This is a genomic window from Pedobacter sp., from assembly GCF_046462515.1.
Taxonomy (GTDB): domain Bacteria; phylum Bacteroidota; class Bacteroidia; order Sphingobacteriales; family Sphingobacteriaceae; genus Pedobacter.
Genome location: NZ_JBKGVD010000001.1, coordinates 25,155 through 50,249, shown reverse-complemented (window position 1 = coordinate 50,249; position 25,095 = coordinate 25,155). Strand labels below are relative to the sequence as shown.

At 36.9% G+C, this 25,095-nt stretch carries 17 protein-coding genes, 1 tRNA gene and 1 pseudogene; 14 read left to right on the top strand and 5 right to left on the bottom strand.

Features of this window, described 5'->3' with window-relative positions; translation table 11 throughout:
* Positions 1 to 55 precede the first annotated feature (55 nt).
* The 14 genes and pseudogenes from ACLHG9_RS00225 (at position 56) to ACLHG9_RS00160 (ending at position 19,217) form a co-directional block, all read left to right on the top strand.
* Complete coding sequence (locus ACLHG9_RS00225) at positions 56 to 1,522, top strand: S41 family peptidase (protein WP_410219602.1); 1,467 nt, start codon at positions 56 to 58, stop codon at positions 1,520 to 1,522.
* Between the two features lie 77 nt (positions 1,523 to 1,599).
* Positions 1,600 to 3,969: an FtsX-like permease family protein gene (locus tag ACLHG9_RS00220; RefSeq protein ID WP_410219601.1), complete on the top strand. Its 2,370-nt coding sequence runs from the start codon at positions 1,600 to 1,602 to the stop codon at positions 3,967 to 3,969.
* A 109-nt stretch (positions 3,970 to 4,078) separates the two neighbouring features.
* Positions 4,079 to 6,469 (top strand): ABC transporter permease, encoded by a 2,391-nt coding sequence (locus ACLHG9_RS00215; RefSeq protein WP_410219600.1) that lies wholly within the window; start codon positions 4,079 to 4,081, stop codon positions 6,467 to 6,469.
* An 81-nt stretch (positions 6,470 to 6,550) separates the two neighbouring features.
* Positions 6,551 to 7,231: an ABC transporter ATP-binding protein gene (locus ACLHG9_RS00210; protein ID WP_410219599.1), complete on the top strand. Its 681-nt coding sequence runs from the start codon at positions 6,551 to 6,553 to the stop codon at positions 7,229 to 7,231.
* A gap of 57 nt (positions 7,232 to 7,288) precedes the next feature.
* Positions 7,289 to 9,706, top strand: coding sequence for an FtsX-like permease family protein (locus tag ACLHG9_RS00205; RefSeq protein WP_410219598.1), 2,418 nt, complete (start codon positions 7,289 to 7,291; stop codon positions 9,704 to 9,706).
* A gap of 74 nt (positions 9,707 to 9,780) precedes the next feature.
* Positions 9,781 to 12,255 (top strand): ABC transporter permease, encoded by a 2,475-nt coding sequence (locus ACLHG9_RS00200; protein ID WP_410219597.1) that lies wholly within the window; start codon positions 9,781 to 9,783, stop codon positions 12,253 to 12,255.
* Positions 12,256 to 12,285: 30 nt separating this feature from the next.
* Entirely contained in the window at positions 12,286 to 13,269 is a 984-nt protein-coding gene (locus ACLHG9_RS00195; protein ID WP_410219596.1) for an alpha/beta hydrolase family protein, read from the top strand.
* A gap of 56 nt (positions 13,270 to 13,325) precedes the next feature.
* Positions 13,326 to 14,126, top strand: coding sequence for an ABC transporter substrate-binding protein (locus tag ACLHG9_RS00190; protein ID WP_410219595.1), 801 nt, complete (start codon positions 13,326 to 13,328; stop codon positions 14,124 to 14,126).
* 123 nt (positions 14,127 to 14,249) lie between these two features.
* Positions 14,250 to 14,331 (top strand) — tRNA-Leu (locus ACLHG9_RS00185).
* 141 nt (positions 14,332 to 14,472) lie between these two features.
* A complete protein-coding gene (gene tig / locus ACLHG9_RS00180; protein ID WP_410219594.1) occupies positions 14,473 to 15,819 on the top strand; it encodes a trigger factor in 1,347 nt (448 codons plus the stop codon).
* Positions 15,820 to 15,940: 121 nt separating this feature from the next.
* A pseudogene (locus tag ACLHG9_RS00175) lies at positions 15,941 to 16,258 on the top strand (four helix bundle protein); the annotation flags it as partial.
* Between the two features lie 57 nt (positions 16,259 to 16,315).
* Entirely contained in the window at positions 16,316 to 17,002 is a 687-nt protein-coding gene (clpP, locus tag ACLHG9_RS00170) for an ATP-dependent Clp endopeptidase proteolytic subunit ClpP (protein ID WP_410219593.1), read from the top strand.
* Between the two features lie 39 nt (positions 17,003 to 17,041).
* The gene (clpX, locus tag ACLHG9_RS00165) at positions 17,042 to 18,280 is read left to right on the top strand and encodes an ATP-dependent Clp protease ATP-binding subunit ClpX (RefSeq protein ID WP_410219592.1); all 1,239 of its coding nucleotides are present in this window, start codon (positions 17,042 to 17,044) and stop codon (positions 18,278 to 18,280) included.
* A gap of 82 nt (positions 18,281 to 18,362) precedes the next feature.
* Positions 18,363 to 19,217, top strand: coding sequence for an AMP nucleosidase (locus ACLHG9_RS00160; RefSeq protein ID WP_410219591.1), 855 nt, complete (start codon positions 18,363 to 18,365; stop codon positions 19,215 to 19,217).
* Positions 19,218 to 19,323: 106 nt separating this feature from the next.
* On the opposite strand, the gene ACLHG9_RS00155 is transcribed toward ACLHG9_RS00160, so the two are convergent.
* The 5 genes from ACLHG9_RS00155 to sppA all read right to left on the bottom strand — a co-directional run bounded on the left by ACLHG9_RS00155 (position 19,324) and on the right by sppA (position 25,050).
* Complete coding sequence (locus ACLHG9_RS00155; RefSeq protein ID WP_410219590.1) at positions 19,324 to 19,824, bottom strand: SixA phosphatase family protein; 501 nt, start codon at positions 19,822 to 19,824, stop codon at positions 19,324 to 19,326.
* Positions 19,817 to 20,848 (bottom strand): glycosyltransferase family 9 protein, encoded by a 1,032-nt coding sequence (locus ACLHG9_RS00150; RefSeq protein ID WP_410219589.1) that lies wholly within the window; start codon positions 20,846 to 20,848, stop codon positions 19,817 to 19,819. The genes ACLHG9_RS00155 and ACLHG9_RS00150 overlap by 8 nt, the downstream gene beginning before the upstream one ends.
* Positions 20,849 to 20,870: 22 nt before the next feature.
* Positions 20,871 to 21,476: a DUF4254 domain-containing protein gene (locus tag ACLHG9_RS00145; RefSeq protein ID WP_410219588.1), complete on the bottom strand. Its 606-nt coding sequence runs from the start codon at positions 21,474 to 21,476 to the stop codon at positions 20,871 to 20,873.
* A 49-nt stretch (positions 21,477 to 21,525) separates the two neighbouring features.
* Positions 21,526 to 23,202, bottom strand: a complete 1,677-nt coding sequence (locus ACLHG9_RS00140) for a helix-hairpin-helix domain-containing protein (protein ID WP_410219587.1) — start codon at positions 23,200 to 23,202, stop codon at positions 21,526 to 21,528.
* An 81-nt stretch (positions 23,203 to 23,283) separates the two neighbouring features.
* Complete coding sequence (sppA, locus tag ACLHG9_RS00135) at positions 23,284 to 25,050, bottom strand: signal peptide peptidase SppA (RefSeq protein ID WP_410219586.1); 1,767 nt, start codon at positions 25,048 to 25,050, stop codon at positions 23,284 to 23,286.
* Between the last annotated feature and the right edge of the window lie 45 nt (positions 25,051 to 25,095).

The following is a 25,095-nucleotide window of genomic DNA, read 5'->3' as shown; positions in this document are numbered from 1 at the left end:
TAAAAGATAACCTACGAAGCGAATAGATAACACATATTACCATAAAACGAAACCAATGAAATTTAAATTTTTAGTACTTGTCTTAATGATGCTGGGGTTGGGAATTTTTAACAGTTATGCACAAAGCTGTAACTGTGAAGAAAATTTCAACTGGGTAAAGAAAACATTTGAAGAGAATGATGCCGGGTTTCAGTATGCCTTAAGTGTTAAAGGCAAACAGGCATACGAAGATCATAACAAAAGAATTTTAGAGAAGATCAAAACAGCTAAAACGCTGAACGAATGTGCACCTATACTTTATGAATGGTTAGAGTTCTTCCGTTCAGGGCACATTGCCATCAGGCTAACAAACCAAAATTCAAATAATACCAACCAGGCAGCAGTTGCAACCAACTCGGTAAACTATGATAATTGGGAAACGTTGAAAGTTAATCTCCCTGAATTTGAAAAATATTTAGCCAATAAAAAAGAACAGGACCTGGAAGGCATATGGGTTACTGAGCCTTACAAAATAGGAATCAAGAAAGTAAAGAATGATTATATCGGGTTTATCATCGAATCAGGTGCTGATACATGGAAAAAAGATCAGATTAAACTTAAAATTACCCATAAGAACAATAAGCTTTACTCTACTTTTTATATGCGTGATCATAGTGCGGTAGAATCAGATAAGGTTGAACCCTTTGGCAAGAATACATTGCAACTGGGAAATACAGCCTTAAAAAGAGTATATCCCAAGTTAGAAGAAGATAAGGACATTAAAGCCTATTCGAGAATAATAGAGGCCAGAAAACCTTTTATGGAGAAACTGGATGATAAGACCATCTATATCAGAATCCCATCTTTTAACGTAAGCAGTAAAAAAGATATAGACAGTGTGCTGAACTTGCATAGAGCTACCATCTTAAAAACAGAAAATCTGATACTGGATATCCGTTACGGTACAGGTGGTAGCGATTCGAGTTTTGGAGAAATTATTCCTTTTATTTATACCAACCCCATAAGAACAGTAGGTGTAGAATATTATTCTACAAAATTGAATAACCAACGTATGCTCGATTTTATCAGTAAACCAGAATATGGTTTTGATGAAGATGATAAGAAATGGGCGAAAAAAGCATACGATACACTTGAAAAACACTTAGGAACCTTTATGTCGTTAAATAAGTATCCCGTTTCAGAAGAAAGATTGGATACTGTACACGAATACCCTAAAAACGTAGGTATAATTATCAATAAAAATAATGGAAGTACAGACGAGCAATTTTTGTTGGCGGCCAAACAAAGTAAAAAAGTAAAACTTTTTGGTACCACAACCCACGGTGTGCTCGATATCTCAAACATGTATTTTGTACCCTCACCATGCAAAGAATTTGAACTAGGTTATGCGTTAAGCAGAAGCAAAAGAATACCTGATTTCCCGATAGATGAAATAGGCATACAGCCCGATTTTTATATAGATGGATCTATACCTAAATACAAATGGGTAGAATTTGTAAAAGATGTACTGAATAATAAATAGTAATGAATTTAAGATACGATCCTGTTGATCGATATTTTATCCGGTACAATTAAGAATAACCAATTAACCCGTAAAAGATGTTTAAACTAAACTTAAAAATAGCCTTACGTAATCTTTGGAAAAATAAAAGCTATACCATGATTAATGTGGGTGGCTTGGCCATAGGTTTGGCAAGCTGTACGCTGTTGCTGCTTTATGTGGCTTATGAATGGAGTTTTGATAAACATTCGCCTAACAGCGATAAAACTTATGTGGTTTACAACAATTTTAAAACTAATTCAGAAACTTTTAGCTGGGCATGGACACCAGGCGTAATGGCAAAAGAAGTAGAGGAGACTATTGCGGGCGTGAAAATTGCCTCACATTCTAGTTACCCTGAAAAACAGTTGATTAGTTACGGGCAGCAACAATTTAAGAAGCAGGCTGTATTTGCAGATAAAGCGTTTCTCAAAATCATGGATTACCATTTTCTTAAAGGAGATCCAAATCAGGCTCTGGCAGGCGTTAATGCAGTTATCTTAACAGAGAGCCTGGCTAAAAACTTATTCGGCAATGAAGACCCTGTTAATAAAAGCGTAAAACTCAATAATGAAGAAGTGCTTAAAGTTACAGGTATTATAGCGGATGTGCCTCTTAATAGCAGCATACGTTTTGATTATTTACTTACCTGGGATATGTATTTAAAGCAAAATCCCTGGGCAAAAAATAATAATTGGGGAAATAACCATTGTCTTACTTTAGTACAGCTGCAAGACAATTCATTTTTTAGTGAAGCAAATGCAAAAATTAAAAGTATTTATTTTAAACATATAGATGAAAAACCAGAAAATATAAATACGGCTTTACTGCATCCCCTAACAAAATGGCATTTGTATGATAGGTTTGAGAACGGAAAACCTGTAGGTGGAAAAATAGACCAGATCAAACTATTTTTTGTACTTGCATTTTGCATTCTGTTGATAGCCTGTGTAAACTTTATGAACCTTTCTACTGCAAGATCAGAAAAAAGAAGTAAAGAAGTAGGAGTGCGTAAAGCTATAGGTTCTTCACGTACAATGCTGATTAGTCAGTTCATGTTAGAATCATTGCTGCTTGCCTTTATGGGTATGGCAGTAGCTTTTATTTTAATAGAAATCAGCTTGCCTTATTTTAACAACCTGTTTGGTCTGCAATTAGTTATCAATTATGGAGAATGGAAATTTTGGGCTACACTTATTGGATTAATTTTGGGCACAGGTTTAATAGCAGGAAGTTATCCGGCCTTTTACTTATCTTCCTTTGAACCGGTTAAAGTACTTAAAGGCTTTAATATAGCAGGCAACTCATCGCTCTCAGTAAGAAAGATACTGGTAGTTTTTCAGTTTACTTTTGCCGCATGTCTCATTATTTGTACCATAGTAATCTATCAGCAACTCAATTACATCAAAAATAAACCAATTGGCTTTAACCGTACGGGATTAATCGAAATTCCCGTACAGGGCACTCTAAAAGAACGAAGCAAGTTCGAAAATTTGAAAGAGCGATTGATCAGCGCTGGAGCAGCAACATCTGTGAGCACTTTTGGAACTAGCCTTAATGATGAAGGAGGAAATACCTTTGGTGTTTCCTGGCCTGGAAAAAACCCTAATGAAAAAGTGCTTTTCAATAACAGGGCAGTAGGGCTGGATTTTATTGAAACCGTAGGTTCACAATTGCTTGCCGGTAGGGTATTTAAACCTAATCAGGATTCTTTAAGCATTATGGTTAATGAAGCTGCTGTTAAAGCAATGAAATTAGCAAATCCATTAGGAACAATAATTAATTGGGGAGGAATGAGGTTAACTATTACAGGCATAATGAAAGATTTTGTAATGGAATCACCATACCAGCATGTAAAGCCCATGCTAATGTATTATCGTCCTAATGAGGCTAACCAGATTATTATAAGATTGAACCCTGATCTTAGCATCGGCAACTCAGTTGCGCGTGTAGATAAAATTGTAAAAAACATTAATCCTGATTTTCCAGTTGACAGACATTTTGTAGATGAAGGCTTTCAATTAAAATTTCAAAATGAAAAGCAACTCGGAACTTTAGCAAACTGGTTTGGAGGCTTTGCCATATTTATTTCATGCTTGGGATTATTGGGTTTAGCCTTTTTCATAGCAGAACAACGTAAAAGAGAAATTAGCATACGCAAGGTTTTAGGCGCAAACACAACTGATATTTTAACCCTACTTAACAAAGATTTTATTAAGCTGGTAGGCATTGCCAATCTTATCGCTTTTCCGCTGGCTTATATTATTGTGAACAGATGGCTTTCTAATTATGAATTTAAAGTAGGCATATCAGCCTTACCGTTTTTAGTAGCCATTTTGCTGAGCTTAACCATTGCCATTCTTACGGTAAGTATTCAGTCGGTAAAAGTGGCCAAATCAAATCCTATAGACGCCTTGAAATATGAATAGATAAAGATGTAAAGTCTAAAGTTAAAAGTCGAGAGTTCGAAAGATAACCAACGAACTAGGCGAACGAAAAATGACCAGCAAACTAATAACCCAGTTAACCCATAAAAAGATGTTTAAACTGAACTTAAAAATAGCCTTACGCAATCTTTGGAAAAATAAGACCTACACCATCATTAATATTCTGGGCCTTTCTATAGGAATGGCCTGTTGTATCCTCATTTTTATGTTTATCAATTACCAGATGAGCTATGATAAAGGCTACAAAAATGAAGACCGGATTTATCGCGTGGTTTCTACATGGAATTATGCCGATGGAAATACCTTTGCTTCACAAGGTGTACCTTTACCTTTAACGCCTGCTTTGCGTAATGATTTTTCAGCACAGCTTGAAAAAGTATCGGCCATACAACAAGCTTTCGGGATCGTTAAAATTAATGATGTTAAAGGCAATGAAAAATTAAAAACACAGGAACGTACATTTTACATAGAGCCTGAGTTTTTTGATATCTTCGATTTCAAGTGGTTAGCCGGACAAGCAGATGAACTGAAAAATCCAAATACAACCATCCTAACTAAAGAAACAGCTACCCGGTTTTTTGGTGACTGGAAAAACGCGGTTGGCAAATCATTTAATTATCAGAACAACGAAAACTACAGGGTAATTGGTGTAATTGACGATCTGCCTAAAAGCAGTTCTTTTCCTATAAGAATTATCCTTTCCTATAAAAACTATAAAAACAAAAACATGGATAGATGGAGCTCTTGCTCTTCGTCTTCAGAATGCTATGTTTTGTTGAAAAAAGACACAGATATCAGTAGCCTTAGTGCCCCAATGGCTCAATTTGTAAATAAATATTATACAGATAAGGGCCCGGGTAAAGAGGGACATCATTTTCAGTCTTTAAGCCAGATCCATTACGATCCTGAATATGGAAATTTTGCAGGTAATATCATGCCTATGAAAGAAATATATGGCTTAATGGTAATAGGAGCGTTTCTCATGCTTACAGCTTGTATCAACTTTATCAATCTGGCTACGGCTCAATCGATCAGTCGTTCAAAAGAAATAGGTGTAAGAAAAGTAATGGGAAGTATGCGCAAACAATTGATCGTGCAATTCCTTACAGAAACTTTTGCTGTAACCCTTATCGCTTTGTTATTTGCCTGTGTGTTAACAGAAGCTGCCTTGCCAGGTATGCGGAATCTGTTCAACATCGATATGTCTTTCAATATCTTTAAATATCCGTCTATCTTTTTGTTTATGGTAGCCTTAACAGTTGTAGTAGCATGTTTGTCTGGTTTTTATCCTGCATTAGTGATGTCGGGTTTTAGTCCGGCTTTAGCTATTAAAAACAAGGTAAAAGCCAATACGGGTGGTTTAGGACTGAGAAAGGTACTTGTGGTAGTACAGTTTACAATTACTGTAGTGCTTATTATTGGTACCTTGTTTATTATTAACCAGATGAAATACATCAGGGAAAGGCCCATAGGCTTTAACCCTTCGGCTATTGCATTGGTAGATATTCCTAACGATAGTATCAGCAGAATAAGATTTGACGTATTAAAATCACGCATTATGCAGGTACCAGGAGTGAAAAACCTGACTTTGTGCATGTCTGCGCCCTCATCATCTAACAATAACGAGAGCAATTTTTCATATAACAGTTCAAAAGATGCCGATTTTCAGATAAACACCAAAGTTGGTGATGAGAATTACTTTAAAACATTTGGGCTTGATTTTGTGGCTGGAAGAGCCTTCAGTAAAAGTGATACCATTAAAGAATATGTGGTGAACCAAACTTTATTGAAACGGTTAAATGTACCTAATCCGCAGGAAGCTATTGGTAAAAAACTGAAGATTGGTGGCAGATCAGGGCAAATTGTGGGTGTGGTAAAAGACTTTAACAATAATAGCCTGCGCGATGGTATTTCGCCAATAGCCATCAGTACCTATAAAAACAGCTATTATACCATGGCTGTTAAGCTTGATAGTAAACAGATTATGCAAGGCATGGCCAATATCCAGAAGATATGGAACAATGTATTTCCTGAATATGTGTACAGTTCTTCATTTATGGATGACGAGATCAACAGTTACTATGAGAGTGAAAAAATTATGGGTACGCTATTTAAAGTGTTTGCGGGTGTAATTATTTTTATTTCATTCATCGGCTTGTTCGGGCTAATTTCTTTTGTGGCTGCGCAACGAACCAAAGAAGTAGCTATTAGGAGAGTATTGGGAGCATCTACATTTGAACTGGTTAAAATGCTAAACGGCTCGTTCCTGCTTATGGTTTTCATAGCCAATCTGGTGGCCTGGCCTCTGGCTTATGTATTTGTTTCGAAATGGCTCAATGGCTTTACTTATCGTATCAATTTGGGTATATGGCCTTTTGTTATTGCTATGTGCATTTCTTTAACCATTACTTTGGTTACAGTATCTATACGATCATTAAGGGCAGCTAAGGCCAATGCCATTGATGCGCTTAAATATGAATAGCTGATCGTGAAAATAAAAAGTAAATAACAATCAACGAAAAACGGCCAACGAAAGACAAACCACAAAAAACGAATAATAAAGATGATAAAGCTTGAAAATATAGAAAAATATTACGCTAACAAGGGAGTTAAAAACTATGTTTTGCGACACGTTACCACCCAGATCAATAAAGGAGAGTTTGTATCCATTATGGGGCCATCCGGAGCAGGAAAATCTACTTTGCTAAATATTATGGGCATGCTGGAAGAACCCACATATGGCAGTTATTTCTTCAATGAAGAAGATGTAACCCATTTGGGCGAGCGTAAAAAAATAGAATTATACCGTAACCATATAGGCTTTGTTTTTCAGGCTTATCATCTTATTGATGAGATGACGGTATATGAAAATATTGAAGCGCCACTGCTTTATAAAAACGTGAGCAGCGGAGAACGTAAAAGCCGTATAGCAGACCTTTTAGATAGATTTAATATCGTGGCTAAAAAAGATTTGTTCCCTAATCAGCTTTCGGGCGGACAACAGCAATTAGTAGGTATAGCCAGAGCTTTGGCAGCACAACCGGCTATTATACTGGCAGATGAACCTACGGGAAATTTGCAGTCTGTGCAAGCAGAAGAGATTATGGAACTCTTTAAAAAACTGAATAGAGAAGACGGTATAACAATAGTACAGGTTACACATTCTGAGAAGAACGCGGGATATGGAAACAGAATCATAACTATTGAAGACGGAGTGATTAAAGAAGATTTGAAAATGGGATAATTGACGTGATAAGCAAACATTAAATAATTTATCTGTTAACCAATAACCAACAAGCATATGTTTAAGATAAACCTGAAAATAGCCCTACGCAATCTATGGAAAAATAAAAGCTATACAGCCATTAATATCGGCGGTTTGGCTTTAGGCTTAACTGCATTTATTTTATTGCTTCTTTTTATCAATAATGAAAAAAGTTACGATACTTGGGATCCACAGCTTAAGCAGGTTTACCAGATAAGAGAAAGGCATGATTTCTTTACGCCAGATAATAAACCCAGATGGCAGCATATAACCGATTCGAGGATAGGTAATCTGCTCAAAGAAAAAATACCCCAGTTCTCGGCTGTTACAAAAATTGATAACGGCTGGGGCAATTCTTATTCTATTAAAATAGAAAATAAAGAGCCTATTCTTGTAAGCAACATCAAAAATGCCGATTCGTTGTTCTTTAAAGTTTTTCCTTATGAGTTTTTATATGGAGATGAGAAAACAGCACTAAATAAGCCATTTACAGCAGTTTTAAAACAAAGTTTTGCTAAAAAACTATTCGGTACAGATCAGGTTTTAGGTAAGCAGATCAGTGTGCTGGCTTGGAGAGGAGATGAAGCAAAACCGATGACGATTACCGGAGTTGTAAAAGACACCGAAACTCCTGAAACAATTGCCTTTAATGTGATGACACATACAGGAAGGAGAGAAATAGATCCTGATCAGCCACAATCTACCAATTACTGTCAGGTTTATGCACTGGCAAGCCAAAAGCTAGATACCACTAATTTAAACAAGACACTGTTAAGTACTTATATCGCATTTAAGAAAGCTAATTTTGCAAAGCGTGAAATTAAATTCGAAGATTTTTATAAAAACGGTTACAAGCCTGGGCTAAAAGCGGTTCCTATGACAGAGGTACATATTAATCCTACTGTTAATTCTACCTGGCTCGAAAAAATTAAACCACTTATCGCGGTATCTCTGTTTTTATTGCTCATTTCTATCATCAACTTTGTAAATCTTTCAACAGCTCAATCTGTTCAGAGAGCTAAAGAAGTAGGGGTTAAAAAAGTATTAGGAGTTTATAAGCAACAGCTTGTTCGTCAGTTTTTAAATGAAGCGGCTATACAGAGTTTCGCCGCCACACTTATTGCGGTAGTTCTTGTAGAGATACTTTTACCATCTTTTAATAGTCAGTTTGATATCAATCTGTCTTTCTGGTACAATAATCATTTAGGTACTTTGCTGCTCCAATTGTTTGGACTGTTCTTGCTCATTACGCTTTTGGCAGGTTTTTATCCAGCCTGGATTATTTCTGGCTTTAATCCTGTAAAAGTACTTAAAGGCAATTATGAAACCAGTTTTAAAGGTATCGCATTAAGAAATGCGCTGGTAATCCTGCAATTTGTAATTGCAGTTACATTCATAATTGGTATAGGAGTTATACACCTTCAAAATAAATATATTGCCAATAAAGATTTAGGTTTCGATCGCAGCAAACTGATCAATATTGCAACCAATTATGAAGATAACTTTGTTGAAAGGATCAAGCACATACCTGGTGTAGAATATGTGGGCACAACTACACAGGTTATGGGTAATACCTTTAATGTACCACATCAGATAAAATATAACAACCAAGAATACAACTTAAATACGGTTACGGTAAGTATGGAAACCTTACCTGCATTGGGTGTAGAAGTTCTGAAAGGAAGAATTTTTGGATACCAATACAAACAGGACACAGTAAATACTGCGGTTTTAAATGAAACTGCTGCAAAATTGATGGGTAATGATGTGGTAGGTAAATTTTATAAGAGCGGAGAAGATAAGTCTGAGAATACTTTTCAGATTGTAGGTGTAATTAAAGATTACAATAACGAGAGCTTTGATAAAGCTGTGTTGCCAACTGTTTATAAAGTAACCCAGTTAGGGGGCACATCAAGCACAAATAACCTTTTGGTTAAGTTCAATACTTCGCAGCATAAAGCTGTAATACAGGCTATAGAGAAAGAATGGAGCAAATTGTATCCTAATTTTCCGATGCAATACACCAGTCTTGAAGATGCATTTAAAAAAGAGTTGCAAAGTGGCGAGCGTATTATGCAGATCATGTTATTGTTCAGCGTCATATCAGTTGCGCTTTCATTACTGGGTTTATTTGCGTTATCTGCATTTATGGCACAAAGGCGTACCAAAGAAATTGCCATCCGCAAAATACTGGGTGCTTCAGATTTGCAACTTATCAATATGCTAAACCGCTCCTTTCTTATTTTGGTTATAACCGCTAATATAATCAGTTGGCCTGTAGCTTATATCTTAACGCGACAATGGCTAACAGGATTTGCTTACCGTATCGATATGCCTATATGGCCTTTTATCATCGCCACCTTATCATCTGTATTGGTAGCCATATTAACCACCAGCATGCAAGCACGTAAAGCAGCAGTTAATAATCCGGTTAATGCCTTAAAATATGAATAACAGGAAGCAGCCATAATTCATGTTACATTGAGCCTGTTGAAATAAATCAATACTTAATTAAACCCATCTATAGTATGTTTAAATTAAATTTAAAAATAGCGTTACGTAATCTCTGGAAAAATAAGGCTTATACAGCTATAAATATATTTGGCTTATCATTAGGACTGGCAGGCTTCATGATGATTTTAACCTACGTAAACAGAGAAACGGGTTATGATAAATGGAATAAAAAACTATACCGTACTTACAGGGTAGGCAGAGAAGAAATTCAGAATGGAGCTGAAAGCAAAGGGCCAAAAATTAAGAGACTGTTTGCTAAAATGCTTAATGAACAGTTTCATGAGGTAGAAAACGTATCTGTAGGCCATTTAGAAAGCAGACGATATTTATACGGAACAGAAGATGTTTCAAAACCTGCCGAAAGATCAGTGACCGTAACAGTAGATAGTAATTTTCTGAAAGTTTATCCCCTTACACCTGTAAAAGGAAGTATAACCGCATTTAATGCTTTTCCTAATGCCATTGCCATTAGTTTAAGTTGCGCCAAAAAGTATTTTGGCAATGAAGATCCCATAGGAAAAACATTGGTAAGAAAAGGAGGATTTAACTTTAAAGATGAAAATTTGGTGGTTAAAGCAGTATGGGATGACCAGAAACAGCCATCGGTTTTTAAATTTGATGTCATTACAAAGCTAGATGAAAAAATATACGGCGATCAGCTGTTGAGCACCTCATTCTCTGTACTCTTTACTTTAAATAAAGATTCAGATCCTAAACAGTTATTCGAAAAGATAAACAACCAATATCTTATAGAAAGTGCCAGATTGGCAAGTAAAAATAGCAGCGCCTCGTTTAATCCAAGTGTAGAAAAAGCGAAAGAAATCTTAAAAAAGGAAGAGGGCATTACCAGTTATAAAGTAATTATAGAGCCCGTACCCGATATCAATTTAACTTCTTATTATTCTTCAGACAATCCAAAGCAAAAAAGCATTTATATACTGGCAACCTTAGCAGGCTTTTTGATTTTTATTTCTTGTGTAAACTATACCAATATGGCTCTGGTTTTAGCCCAGAGCAGGGCCAAAGAAGTGGGTGTTAAAAAGGTCTTGGGATGTTTCAGGGCAGACCTTACCAAACAGTTCCTTTTAGAAACAGCCGTTCAGTGTATAGGCGCATTTTTAATTGCACTGATGCTGGTAGAGCTCTTTATGCCATCTGTAAACCTTATGATTAATGATAACCTTAAATTTTTTGACGGTTACAATACTTTAAGAGTATTACAGCAGTCTTTATTGCTGTTGGCAGGGGTAATTATTATAGCTGGTTTATATCCCGCACTTATTTTATCAGGCTATGCACCGGTTAAAGTGCTTAAAGGCAATCTTAGCACATCCAGAAAAATTGGTGCTTTCAGAAAAGTATTGATCGTTTCACAGTTTGCTATTGCCGCATCTCTGGCCATTAGTTTTTTAGTGGTTTATGCCCAATTGCAGTACATGAAAAATAAGGATTTGGGTATAGAGCCCAAACTCTTGGTAAATCTGGGGATTGCAGACTTTAAACATAGAAACCTTAATCCCAATGAGTTTGAAAGCATAAAGCAAAGATTGTTAACCATTAAGGGGGTTGAAGACGTTTCAAGGTCTGTTGATATGCCGATCAACGATTCGGGTTTTGAAGATGATATTGAATTTAAGGGCATTAAACAGAAAGTGGATGCCAAATACACAGATCCTAACTATTTATCAGTTGTAAAAGGAAAAATCGTAGCAGGGAGAGATTTTTCCGTTCAGAAAATGAGTACAGATACCCTCAATAGTGTAATCATTAACCAAACGCTTTTTAATAAATTGGGCCTGTCTTCTCGCCTGGACCAGCAGCTTGGAATTTATGTAAATGATGAACTTAAGCAGTTTAATGTAATAGGCGTAGTAAAAGATATACAGGTATATGGTTTCGAAAGTAAAATTAATCCTACTATTTACATGGCCAGCGATTTTAAATTTCACTGGCGTCAGAATATCCTCATCAGAATAAACGGTCATAACATAACTGAAACCATTGGAGATATCAAGAAAACATGGCGACAAATAGAACCGGGAGATGAACCAAACATCAATTTTATAGATGAAGTAGCGGCAAAAATGAATTTAAGCTATGAAATATCAGGCAGACTGATCTTTTTATTCGGTTCTTTAACGCTTTTGGTATCGCTGTTCGGTTTATTGAGCATTGCGGCTTACAGTGCAAAGATAAGGCTTAAAGAAATTGCCGTAAGAAGAGTATTAGGTGCATCTACAGGTTCTTTACTTAAATTGCTAAATAAAGACCTGGTAAAACTTGTTCTTGCAGCCAATATCATTGCCGATGTACTGGCTTATATCTATATGGATAATTGGTTCAGGATCTTTGTTTACCGTATCGAAATGCCTTTTATGCTTTTCTTGAGTGTAAATGTGGTTTCAGTTTTACTGGCTATCGCTATTGTAAGTATGCAAAGCATCAGAGCTGTAAAAGCTGATCCGGTTAAGATGCTCAAATATGAATAATACGTTTCGCCTATTAAGTTTTAAGATTAAATGAAAATCAATTTAACCCTATTTTTACTATTTGTATCGCTTTTTACTTTTGGACAAAAAGCAGAAGTAAAATTTTTACCAGACCTGCCTTATGATAAATATGAGCTTAAAAAGGAGCATGATACCATTACGTTTTATCTTTCGGTAACCTCTTCAAAAGAAGAACTGCCCTTAATTGTTTTTGTTCAGGGCTCGGGAATGAATTCATTGTTTTTTAAAAATAGAAATGGACAGTTTAGATCCGATTACGGACACATGACCTGGTTTGATGTGGCACAGGAAAAATACAGGGTGCTGATTGTAGAAAAACCGGGCGTAAAATTTTTGCAAACAGGAGAATCAACAGCTTTTGATCAGCAGTTTTCACTTGATAACTGGAGTAGCAACATTGCAACAGCTATTCATTATACCCTTGAACATCAAAAAATATTGAAAAATAAAGTGCTTATTGCCGGGCATTCAGAAGGAGGGGTGGTTGCGGCACGAGTTGCAAAAATGCTGAATAATAAGATTTCAAATGTAGCTATTTTGGCAGGAGAAGGGCCTTCGCAATTATACAGCCTCTATAAATTTGCTGATGAGGGTATATTTTTTAATACCAAAGAGCACAATATGCCAACATCGGCAGAGCGGATAAGTTATGTAGAAAATAAATGGAAAGCTATCTTGGCCGATCCATTGAACACAGAAAAGAAATTTTGGGGCTTTACCTATTTGAGATGGTCAAGTATGCTAAAGACTTCGGTAATTGATGAACTTTCTGATTTTAAGGGCAAAATTTTACTGATACAGGGAACGGCAGATAAAAATGTATATCCTGAATCTGCAATTATCGCATATACTACTCTCTTATCTAAGGGAAGGGAAATAAAATTAGAAAAGATAGAAAATGCAGACCACTCTTTTAACCTTCAGAACAATCCAAAGGTTGATGGTTGGAAAATGGTTATCCAGAAGGCTGTAGACTGGTTTAAGAACGAGTAATACAAGAGTTGTAATTAATGGGCACCTAAAAGCTACATAATACCTATTTTTGTATTATGCAAAAGAGTTTTACAGATCAGCTGGGCAATACCATAACCATTAATTATCCACCTAAACGTATTGTTTCGCTGGTACCTTCGCAAACAGAACTCTTATTTGATCTGGGATTGAATGATGAAGTTGTAGGGATTACCAAGTTTTGTATCCATCCCATTGAAAAATTTGCTTCTACACCAAAAATAGGAGGGACCAAAAAGCTTAAAATAAATGAAATTAGAGCTTTAAAACCAGACCTGATTATAGGCAACAAAGAAGAAAATACCAAAGAAGATATAGAGCGGTTGATGCAGGAATTTCCGGTATGGATGAGTGATATCTGTACACTTGAAGATGCCTTAACTACAATTAGCGAGATAGGAGAGTTGGTAAACCGACAGCCTGAGGCTTCTTATCTAAACTACCTTATTAAAAGCGGATTTGCCGATCTGCAAAGCTTAGCGGCTCAATATGCAATTTCTCTAAGCGCACTTTACCTGATATGGAAAAAACCATACATGGCTGCCGGTAAAAATACCTTCATTGATGATGTACTTACTAAAATTGGTCTTATAAACATTGTTGAAGAACAGCGTTATCCCGGGTTAAGCATGGAAGATATTAAAATTATGGCTCCTAAAATGATTCTATTATCCTCAGAACCTTACCCTTTTAAACAGCAACATATTGATGAACTTGTAGCGCAATTACCCCAAACCAAAGTGTTGTTGGTAGATGGAGAGATGTTTTCATGGTATGGCAGCAGGTTGGTAAAAGCGGTGCAGTACTTTTTTGATTTTTTGCAAGATGTTAAGGATTAGCGCTTTGAAGATTTTAGCTCAAAAAAGAAAGAATCCAGGGTTAAAATATTTGAAAATAATTTCAATTTATTTTTGGAAATTAAAGCAAAACACTATCTTTGCAATCCGAAATAAATCCTAACTGCGGAAGTGGCGTAATTGGTAGCCGCACCAGACTTAGGATCTGGCGCTTCACGGCGTGGGGGTTCGAGTCCCTTCTTCCGCACAAAAGGTAAACCGTCCCGATTTTATGTCGGGACGGTTTTATTTTAAAAAGACATTTTAAATAATTTATATCGATGTGCGTTTGGGCTTAACTTTATCACCTCAAATCTCATATCTCAATACTCAACTCTAATTGAATAAAATGAACATCACACAGGAGAAAATTGACGATTTAAACGCAGTAGTAAAAATTGCTATCGCACCTGAAGATTACACACCAAGAGTAGATAAAGCTTTAAAAGAGCAGGCAAAAAAAGCTAACCTACCAGGTTTCCGTAAAGGAATGGTACCGGTAGGCCACATTAAAAGAATGTACGGAAAAAGCATTCTTGTTGAAGAGATCAACAACATGTTAAATGAAAACATCGGTAAATATTTAACAGATAACAATGTTGAGATTTTAGGCCAGCCGCTTCCAAAAGTAGAAGACGAAAAAGATTTTAACTGGGATGGTAACGATACTTTTGAATTTGCCTACGAAATAGGGCTTGCGCCTGCGGTAGATATCAATATTACCTCAAAAGATAAATTTACACAATATAACGTTACAGCAGACGAAGAAACTTTGGCAGAACGTATCAAAAACATTCGCAAAAGCTATGGTAAAATGACCAACCCTGAAGCAGCGGCAGAAGGAGATGTGCTGTATGCTGATTTAGCTGAACTGGCAGAAGATGGTTCTGTATTAGAAGGAGGCATTACAAGTACAGGTTCTGTTCGTACAGACCTTGTAAGTGATAAAAAGATTTTAAAATCTTTAATCGGTGCTAAAAAAGATGATGTAATTGAGTTGGATATACAAAAAGCTTATGGTAATGATACAGCAGCAATTGCTAAATTATTAAACATTACCGATGAGCAGGCAGCAGCAGTAAAATCTAAATTTAAAGTTACCGTTAAAAATGTTAACCGTTTAGAAGAAGCAGACCTTAACCAGGAGTTTTTTGATAAATTGTTTGGAGCCGGAGCAGTAACAGATGAAGAAGGCTTTAAGACCAAGATCAAAGAAGAGATCGAGGCCATGTTTAAACAAGATGCTGAGCGTAAATTGCAGAACGACATTTATACACAATATTCTGAGCAAACAAAAATGCAGTTACCAGATGAGTTTTTACGTAAATGGTTAAAAGCTACCAACGAAAAATTATCTGATGCAGAATTAGCAGAAGGCTATAATGACTTTGCTAAGAACTTAAAATGGACTTTGATCGAAAACAAGATCGTTAAAGACAACGATATTAAAATAGAATATAAAGACGTTTTTGAAACTGCCAAACAACGTTTGGATGCACAGTTTAGAATGTACAGTCCACAAGCTTTACCTGAAGATCAGTTGGCACAATACACAACCAATTTCTTACAGGAAAAAGAGAATGTGAACAGAATTTTTGAAGAAGTTAAAGCTTCTAAAGTTTTTGATCACATTAAATCTGTGGTTACTTTAAACGAAAAGGAAATTGCTTATAACAAATTTACAGAATTAGCGTAAAATGGTTGACGTTAGGCGATTAACGTTGCCTAACAGATTAAGTGCTATTTGTAAATTGGCAGATTATCTATCTTTGATAAAGAGCCAATTTAAATTTCCAATTGCTTGAGTTTGGCAATTAGCCATTGCAATAACCGACAAATTGTTAGGTATAGCTGACCGTTTGTCAGAAAATAAAAAATATAGATTTGCAGAGCAGCTCAATGGGGCTGCTCTTAGCATATCCAATAATATAACCGAAGGTTCGGGTTCAAATTCTAACAGAGAATTTGCGCATTACTTAAACATAGCGTACCGATCAGTGTTTGAGAATACAGATATTTTGGTAGCGTTAGAACGTAGAAAGATAATTTCTGACAATGTATTGATTCATTATATAGAAGAATTAGATAAATTGGCACGAAAATTAACGAACCTTAGAAAATATTTACTGAAATAATTTAGCTTTGAGATATACCTAACGCTTATCGCTAAACGCTAAACCAAGAGAACAATCATGGAAATTAACAAAGACGAATTTAGAAAATATGCAGTTAAGCATCACCGCATTAACGGACTAAACGTTGACAGGTTTATTGGTGCCACCAATAATTCACCTAAGTCAATGACCCCATATATCATAGAAGAACGCCAGTTAAATGTTGCACAGATGGACGTTTTCTCACGTTTAATGATGGATCGCATCATTTTCTTGGGAGATGCCGTATACGATCAGAATGCAAATATCATACAGGCACAATTGCTATTCCTGCAATCGGTAGATGCGCACCGTGATATACAGATTTATATCAATTCACCCGGTGGTTCAGTATATGCGGGCTTAGGTATTTATGATACGATGCAATATATTTCACCTGATGTGGCAACCATCTGTACAGGTATGGCCGCTTCAATGGGGGCGGTGCTGTTAGTAGCAGGTGCAAAAGGTAAACGTGCGGCATTACAGCACTCAAGAGTAATGATTCACCAACCATCTGGAGGTGCGCAGGGCGTAGCATCAGATATGGAAATTAACCTACGTGAAATGCTGAAATTGAAAAAAGAATTGTATGATATCATTGCTCAGCATTCCGGACAAAGCTATGACTGGGTAGAGAAATCATCAGACCGCGATTACTGGATGACTTCTGAAGAAGCCAAAACTTTTGGCATGATAGATGAAGTTTTAGGATCTAACAAATAAGAATGCTGAATAAAAGCGTTAATATATTAAAATAATTATATGGCCAGACAGGGAAGAGATTCACATTGCTCTTTTTGCAATACCCCAAAGAACGAGACATTAATGCTGATAGAAGGTTTAGATGCCTTTATATGTGATAAATGCGTAGGTCAGGCCAGTATTTTATTGGCGCAGGAGTTAGGCAATAAAAAAGGTAAAGGTTACGACTCACCAATGGTGTTGTTAAAGCCCGCAGAAATCAAAGCTCATTTAGATCAATATGTAATTGGGCAGGATGATGCAAAAAAAGTGCTTTCGGTTGCGGTTTACAATCACTTTAAAAGGTTGGGACAAAAAGCAGATAAAGATGGTATTGAGATAGAAAAATCCAACATCATGCTGGTGGGTGAAACCGGAACGGGAAAAACCCTTTTGGCTAAAACCATAGCTAAAATTCTGCATGTGCCATTCTGTATTGTAGATGCAACGGTTTTAACAGAAGCCGGGTATGTTGGCGAGGACGTTGAAAGTATTCTTACCCGTTTATTACAAGCTGCAGATTATGATGTAGTATCGGCAGAGCGGGGTATAGTTTACATAGATGAAGTAGATAAAGTTGCACGTAAATCAGATAATCCTTCTATTACAAGAGATGTAAGTGGAGAAGGTGTGCAGCAGGCATTGCTTAAAATATTGGAAGGGACCATTGTAAATGTACCTCCACAAGGGGGGCGTAAGCACCCCGATCAAAAAATGATCGCGGTAAATACCAACAATATTTTATTTATCTGCGGTGGCGCCTTTGATGGTATAGAACGTAAAATTGCCAACCGTTTACGTACAACAGCCGTAGGTTATAAGGTTAAAAAAGACGATGAAGATCTGGATCTTAAAAACCTGTACAAATACATTACCCCTCAGGACCTGAAATCTTTTGGGTTAATTCCTGAGCTGATCGGACGTGTACCGGTGTTAACCCACTTAAACCCCTTGGATAAAACGGCGTTGCGTAATATCCTTACAGAACCTAAAAACTCATTGATACGCCAGTATGTGAAACTGTTTGATTACGAAGGCGTGAAATTAAGCTTTGATGAAGAAGTATTAGATTTTATTGTAGATAAGGCGATGGAATATAAACTTGGCGCCCGCGGTTTGCGGTCTATATGCGAGGCAATCATGTTAGATGCCATGTTTGAAGTGCCATCAGAGGGCGATGTTAAAGATCTGGAGATTAACTTGGCTTATGCAAAAGAGAAATTTGAAAAAGCAGATTTCAAGAAGCTTAAAGCCGCATAAAATAAATGAAAATCCCGACCTTGATCGGGATTTTTTGTATTGAACAATTTTATTAACTTTAAAAGAAAGGAGTATTAAAAACATGAACGAAGAAAAAGACGTAAAGAAACAAAACAAAGACAACAAAGCAACACATGAAGTAGAAACTCCGGTAAAGAAAGGTTTAAAATCTAAAGAGGAAATTGTACGTAACTGGTTGCCCCGTTACACAGGAAGAACGCTCGAAGAATTTGGTAGCTATATCTTGCTGACCAATTTCAGTAAATACGTTTCATTGTTCTCTGAGTGGCATGATAATGCACCTATCTACGGATTAGACAAACCTATGCAAAGCGTTACCGCTAATGGCATAACCATTATCAATTTTGGTATGGGAAGCCCGTTGGCAGCAACAATGATGGATCTTTTAACCGCTATACATCCAAAAGCAGTATTGTTTTTAGGTAAATGCGGGGGATTAAAGAAAAAGAACCAGATAGGAGACCTGATCTTACCGATTGCCGCCATAAGAGGCGAGGGTACTTCTAACGATTATTTACCAGCAGAGGTTCCGGCTCTACCAGCTTTCGCTTTGCAAAAAGCAATTTCAACAACCATCAGAGACCACTCTCGCGATTACTGGACAGGCACATGTTACACCACCAACCGTAGAGTGTGGGAGCACGATAAAGACTTTAAAAAATACTTAAAGAGCTTACGCGCTATGGCTGTAGATATGGAAACAGCAACTATTTTTACTACAGGATTTGCAAATAAAATTCCTACAGGTGCCTTGCTTTTGGTTTCAGACCAGCCCATGATACCGGAAGGTGTAAAAACTGCTGAAAGCGATACTTCTGTAACGGCAAATTATGTAGAAACGCATCTGAGAATAGGTATAGACTCTTTAATGCAGTTAATTAATAACGGGTTAACCGTTAAACACTTGAAGTTTTAGTGTTAATGTTTTCTGAGTGTACTTTATAAAAATATAAAGGGAGCGAAGAATCTAAGTTTTAACTGTAAGGTTATGAACTTAGGTTTTTCCAAAACTCGGGAAAATACTAATCCTGATTATTTTTAGGATAATCAAATAGCAGGAGTTTTCCTGTTCCTCCGCTTACCAATGCCCACTCATCAAAAGGAAATTCAATAACCGCCACGCCACAGGTAGGAATATTGCCAATATGCATATCGGTAAGATAATTAAGCAAATCTGTAAAACCCGGATTATGACCAAATATGGCTATGCGGTCATATTGATTGTCAAATCCGTTGATGATTTTTAATAAGGTTTTTGTATGAGCTTCGTAAACAGAAGAGTTTGTCCGCAATTGATCTGGAGCTATATTCCAACCTGCGGCAAAATATTTAGCAGTAGTTAATGCTCTTAAAGCAGGGCTGCTAACCACCAATTGAGGTATGATGGATTTAGAAACCAGCCTTTGTACCATTTCAGGTGCATTTTTATGCCCTCTTGCATTTAGCGGACGCTCAAAATCCTTAAGGTACTGATTTCCCCAGTCAGATTTGCCATGTCTTATGATAAAAAGTTGTTTAGCCATTTTCTAATTTGCTTTTAATTTTCTGAATAACAACTTCTGGTTCAATGAGATCCATACATGTTTCAACACCGCATAAACAGGGTTTGTTTCCGTAAATAGAATTTGGCCGGTTTGGGTGGTCAATCTGAATACAATCATCCATAGATTGCCCATAACCTAAAAAGCCTGCATAAGGATGGGTAGGGCCCCATATTGACACAACAGGAACACCCATTAACGAGGCCATGTGCATACCCGAAGAATCCATGCTCAGCATTACATCTAAATGCGCAATCAGATTTAATTCTTCTGTTAATGAAAATAAGCCGATGGTATTGTGCACCCGCCCAAATTTATGTTCCCATTGCAAAGCGGTTTCTGCTTCTTTTTTTCCCCCTCCAAAAATAAAGATCTCATATCCAAGTTTGCTTAAAGCTGCAATTACTTCTTCCATCCGGGTTAAAGGATAGACCTTATAAATATGTTGCGCAAAGGGTGCAATACCTATTCGCTTAACGCCGGGTACATCAAACCAATGTTTGGCATTTGGAGGAACAGGTGTTTGCCGGTTTTGTAATTGATGGCTTAGCCTGATCTTAAAATTCAATGCTCTAAAAACATCGGCATAACGTTCTACAGTTGGTTTTAACTGTACCAATTGTTTATGGTTTTGCCGGGTTAAAGCTTTCTTTTCTGCCCGGCCTTTATCTATCCGTTTAATTATGGTTCCCGATAACCTGAAAAAAGCGGATATAACACGACTTCTGATGTTATCATGTAAATCTGCTACCGCATAAGGTTGGTAATGTCTAAGCGCTTTAAACAGCTTGTAAAGACCCCAAAAACCTTTGTGCTCACCTTTAGGGTCTATGGTATGGAAACTTAAGCGATCAATCGTACTGAAAAAAGGCGCAAAGGCTTTTCTGCTAACCATCACAATTTCGATATCCGCGTTCTGTTCAATCAGTTCTTTCAATACCGAAGCTACCATGGCCACATCGCCCATAGCCGAAAAACGCAGAACGATGATTTTTTTTGTCGGCATGTTTAGTTCAATACGGTTAAACTTAAGAATTTTTATTATACAGCACCGGGTTTAAAGTAGGGTCATTGTACATTTTCATTTGCTTGTAAACCTTCATGTATTTTTTTCCTGCTTCAATATCTGCTAAAAGCTCATTTATACTATTAGATAGGTCTGTGCGCTGTGCCAATAACACATCTAATTTTAATTGACATTGAATTTTGTGCGCTTCATCTGCGGTAGGTCTGTTTACTTCTTCCTGCATATGATAGATTTTTAAAGCCAATATAGATAAGCGGTCTAATGCCCAGGCCGGACTTTCTGTATTTACTGTTGCATCGGGTGAGGGTTGTATATGCTGGTATTTATGTAAAAAATAGCTGTCTATATATTCTACCATATCTGTTCTCAACTGATTTTGCGCATCAATCCTTCTTTTCCAGTACAGGCCTTCGCTGGGCTCTATATCAGGGTTTCTCACAACATCTTCCATATGCCACTGTGCGGTATCTATCCAGTTTTTGGCATAAAAAAGGTGTTCTAAACTGTCTTTTGTATAAGGGTTTTCAACAGGATGATCAATCTCGTCAAATTGGTGGTAATCTGTAATGGCCTGGTTAAAAACCTTATTGGCTAATTCACTAATCATGTAACAAAGGTATTTTAAATTTTGGTAAGCAGGATAAACATTTTATAGATTAAGGGTGCTTTTTATGAAAGAAATCACTGATTTCTTTAAGTGTAAAGGCATTTAAACATTTTGTAGCCGTTAAGCCTCCTTTTCGGGCTACATAAATACCAAAATGCATGTCATTGAAACCTTCTTTACGGTGCGCATCTGGATTAACAGAAAGCAGCACGCCTTTTTCTAGTGCATAACGGTGCCAACGCCAGTCTAAATCCAAGCGTAAAGGATTGGCATTGATCTCTATCACTACATTATTTGCTGCACAGGCATCTATAACTTTTTTAAAATCTACATCGTAGCCTTTTCTGCTAAGCAATAAACGTCCGGTAGGGTGGCCTAAAATAGTAGTATAAGGATTTTCTATAGCGGTGATCAATCGTTGTGTAGCTTTTTGTTCATCCATTTTTAACTGACTGTGCACAGATGCCACTACAAAATCAAAAGTTTTTAAAATATCATCGCTGTAATCTAAAGAACCATCGTATAAAATATCGCTTTCTATACCTTTAAATATCTTAAATGGCGCTAATTTCTGGTTAAGCTGATCAATTTGTAGGTGTTGTTCCATTACCCGTTGCTCATTTAAACCGTTGGCATAAAATGCCGATTTTGAGTGATCGCAAATGCCTAAATATTGCAGGTTAAGCTGTTCTTTGCAGAAAACAGCCATTTCTTCTAAGGTGTGTACACCGTCGCTCCAGGTAGAGTGGTTGTGTAAACTGCCTTTTAGATCCTCATAGTTGATCAGTTGAGGCAGTTGGTTAACTTTAGCCAGTTCAACCTCATCAAGCCCTTCGCGTAATTCGGGCTCTACAAAGGCTAAGCCTGCTTTTTGGTAGATTTCAGTTTCGCTTGTATAGTTAGCTTCGCCAGCTAATTTTAAAACTTCTGCAACGTGTTTTTCATTTCCCGTAAGTTTAAAATACTCCAGATAGAAATCCTGTTTTTCAACTACGGTTAGTTCTATATGCAGGCCACTTTCAGTTTGGGTAATAAACTTGTCTTGATCCGGATTAAAAGATAGTGCTTCAAAACTGGCTATGTTATCAAAGATGGTTTCGATATGCTCGCTGCCAATGATCAATTCAAGTTTTTCAATAATTTCGCATTTGCGCCTAAAATCGCCTGCCAGACCCAATAATGAACCATGATCTATATCCTTTAGCCATAAAGCTATATTTTCAAAAAGCTGATCTGCATAGCTTTCAACCTGCGCATAGAGGAATTTGCCGTTGGCAGCCATTCTAAACTCAATGATCTTCCTGATTTCTTCCTGGGTTTTAAGACCAAAGCCCTTGGCTTCTATAAGGCGGTTCTCATTGCATGCATAATAAAGCTCGCCCATATTTTCTATGCCCAGCTCATGCCATATAACGCTTATTTTTTTAGGGCCTATGCCTTTAATACCTAACATTTCAACAATGCCAGCAGGGGTTTGGGCCAAGAGGTTTTCAAGTTCCTGCATGGTTTGCGCCTCTAATAGTTCTATGATCTTGGCAGCCGTACTTTTACCTATGCCATCAATCTTTTCAATTTCTGCTGCGCTTTTGCCGGCAATGGCAAAGGGCAGTTTATCTACTTTAAATGCAGCGTTGGCTACAGATTTAACTTTAAACGGATTTTCATCATGCAATTCCATTAATTGCGATAATAACCGTAGAGTACGTGCTATGGCTTTGTTTTCCATGTGTTATCAATTGAATAATAATGAAAAAACATGACTGAACCTTTATTCCAGTCATGTTTTTAAACACTCATCGTTTTTTAACTATCTGATGTTGATATCGTAATCTATTTTAGCCTGAATACCGTTCATATGTACGGCTTTTTTCATTTGCTGGTAAATGATATAGTTTTCTCCAAATTCCTTTTTCGCGTAATAAGCACTTACATTATCTTTAGCGTTTTGTATCAGCTCTTTTAATGGATCTGTTTTTTCTGGATATTCAACTAATCTATAATCACTTATTTTAGCTTTTTTGGCGGCTGCGGTAATAGCCTCTTTAAAACCAGCTAAACGATCGGCCAAACCTATCCTTACCGCATCGGTTCCAACCCAAACATGGCCACCGCCAATACTGTCAACCTGTGCTTTGGTTTTCTTCCTGCCATTGGCTACACGGGTAATAAAAGTATCGTAAACATGGTTAACATCGTTTTGTATGATAAACCTTTCGCCTGCGGTCATTGGTCTGTTGGTGCTCATGATGTCGGCATATTGCCCGGTCTTAACACCGTCAAAAGTAATTCCCAGTTTATTGTTCAACAAATTTTGAAAGTTAGGAATTACACCAAAAACTCCAATAGAGCCGGTTAAGGTATTAGGTTGCACAAAAATGCTATCTGCAGCACAACCAATGTAATATCCGCCAGATGCGGCAACATCCCCAAATGATGCGATAACCGGTTTTACTTTTTTGCTGAGCTCTACCTCGCGCCAGATCACTTCAGAAGCTAAAGCACTGCCACCCCCCGAATTTACACGCAGAACAATGGCTTTTACTTTATCGTCTAAACGGGCCTTTCTAATGGCCCTTGATATACGTTCTGAACCAATCTGATCCGCATTCCCTTCTCCGCTTACAATATCGCCATGGGCATATATGATGGCGATACGTTGATCAGAAGTAATGTTTGAAGTAGTTAGATTTCTGATGTAATCATTAATTGAAATGGTAGAAATATCTTCTTTTTTGCCTTTACCCGTTATGCTTTTTAATTCAGCTATAACTTCATCTTTATACTTCAAAGCATCTACCATTTTATATTTTAAAGCATCATCCGCTAACCTGATCTTGTAATTATTGGCAATATCAAATAAGCTATCCACACTCATTTTTCTGCTTTCGGCTATGCCAGATAGATAAGTCTGGTACAAACCATTTACATAAGCGGTAACCTGTTGACGGTTGTAATCGCTCATTTTATCGTTAATAAGAGGTTCAACAGCACTTTTGTAATTACCTACTCTTATAATTTGTGCTTCTATACCTAATTTTTCTAACGTGCCTTTAATGAAAGTAATCTGCGAGCTAAAGCCTTTAAATTCTAAAGAACCCTGTGGGTTTAAATACACCTTATCGGCTACCGAAGCCAAATAATAAGCGCCCTGTGTATAAATCTCGCTATAGGCGATAACCGGTTTTTCACTTTTTTTAAAATCGATGATAGCGTTTCTCACTTCGAGCATAGAAGCCATGCCGGCATCAGGAGAGCTTACATTAATATAAACAGCGTCAATATTGTCATCGGTTTTGGCTTTTTTCAAAGCTCTGATCACATCGGCAAAGCCAACGGTGCGTTCTCCATCGCCCACAAAAGGAAGCCCCGAAAGGCTGTTGTCTTTGGTTCGCTCTGTAATAGGTTGATCTAAATTAAGCACCAGTACAGAATTGGCTTTTACGGTTTTTACTTTTTCTGTTCCTAAAGAGGCCAGAAAGCCTACAATTACAACAAAAAACAACACAAATAAAACTACCGAAGAGATGATAATCCCTACTACGGTTGCGAAAACATATTTGAAAAATTCTTTCATGTGCTTTGTAAATATTTATTTTGTAAAGATATAAAATGCTTTGTG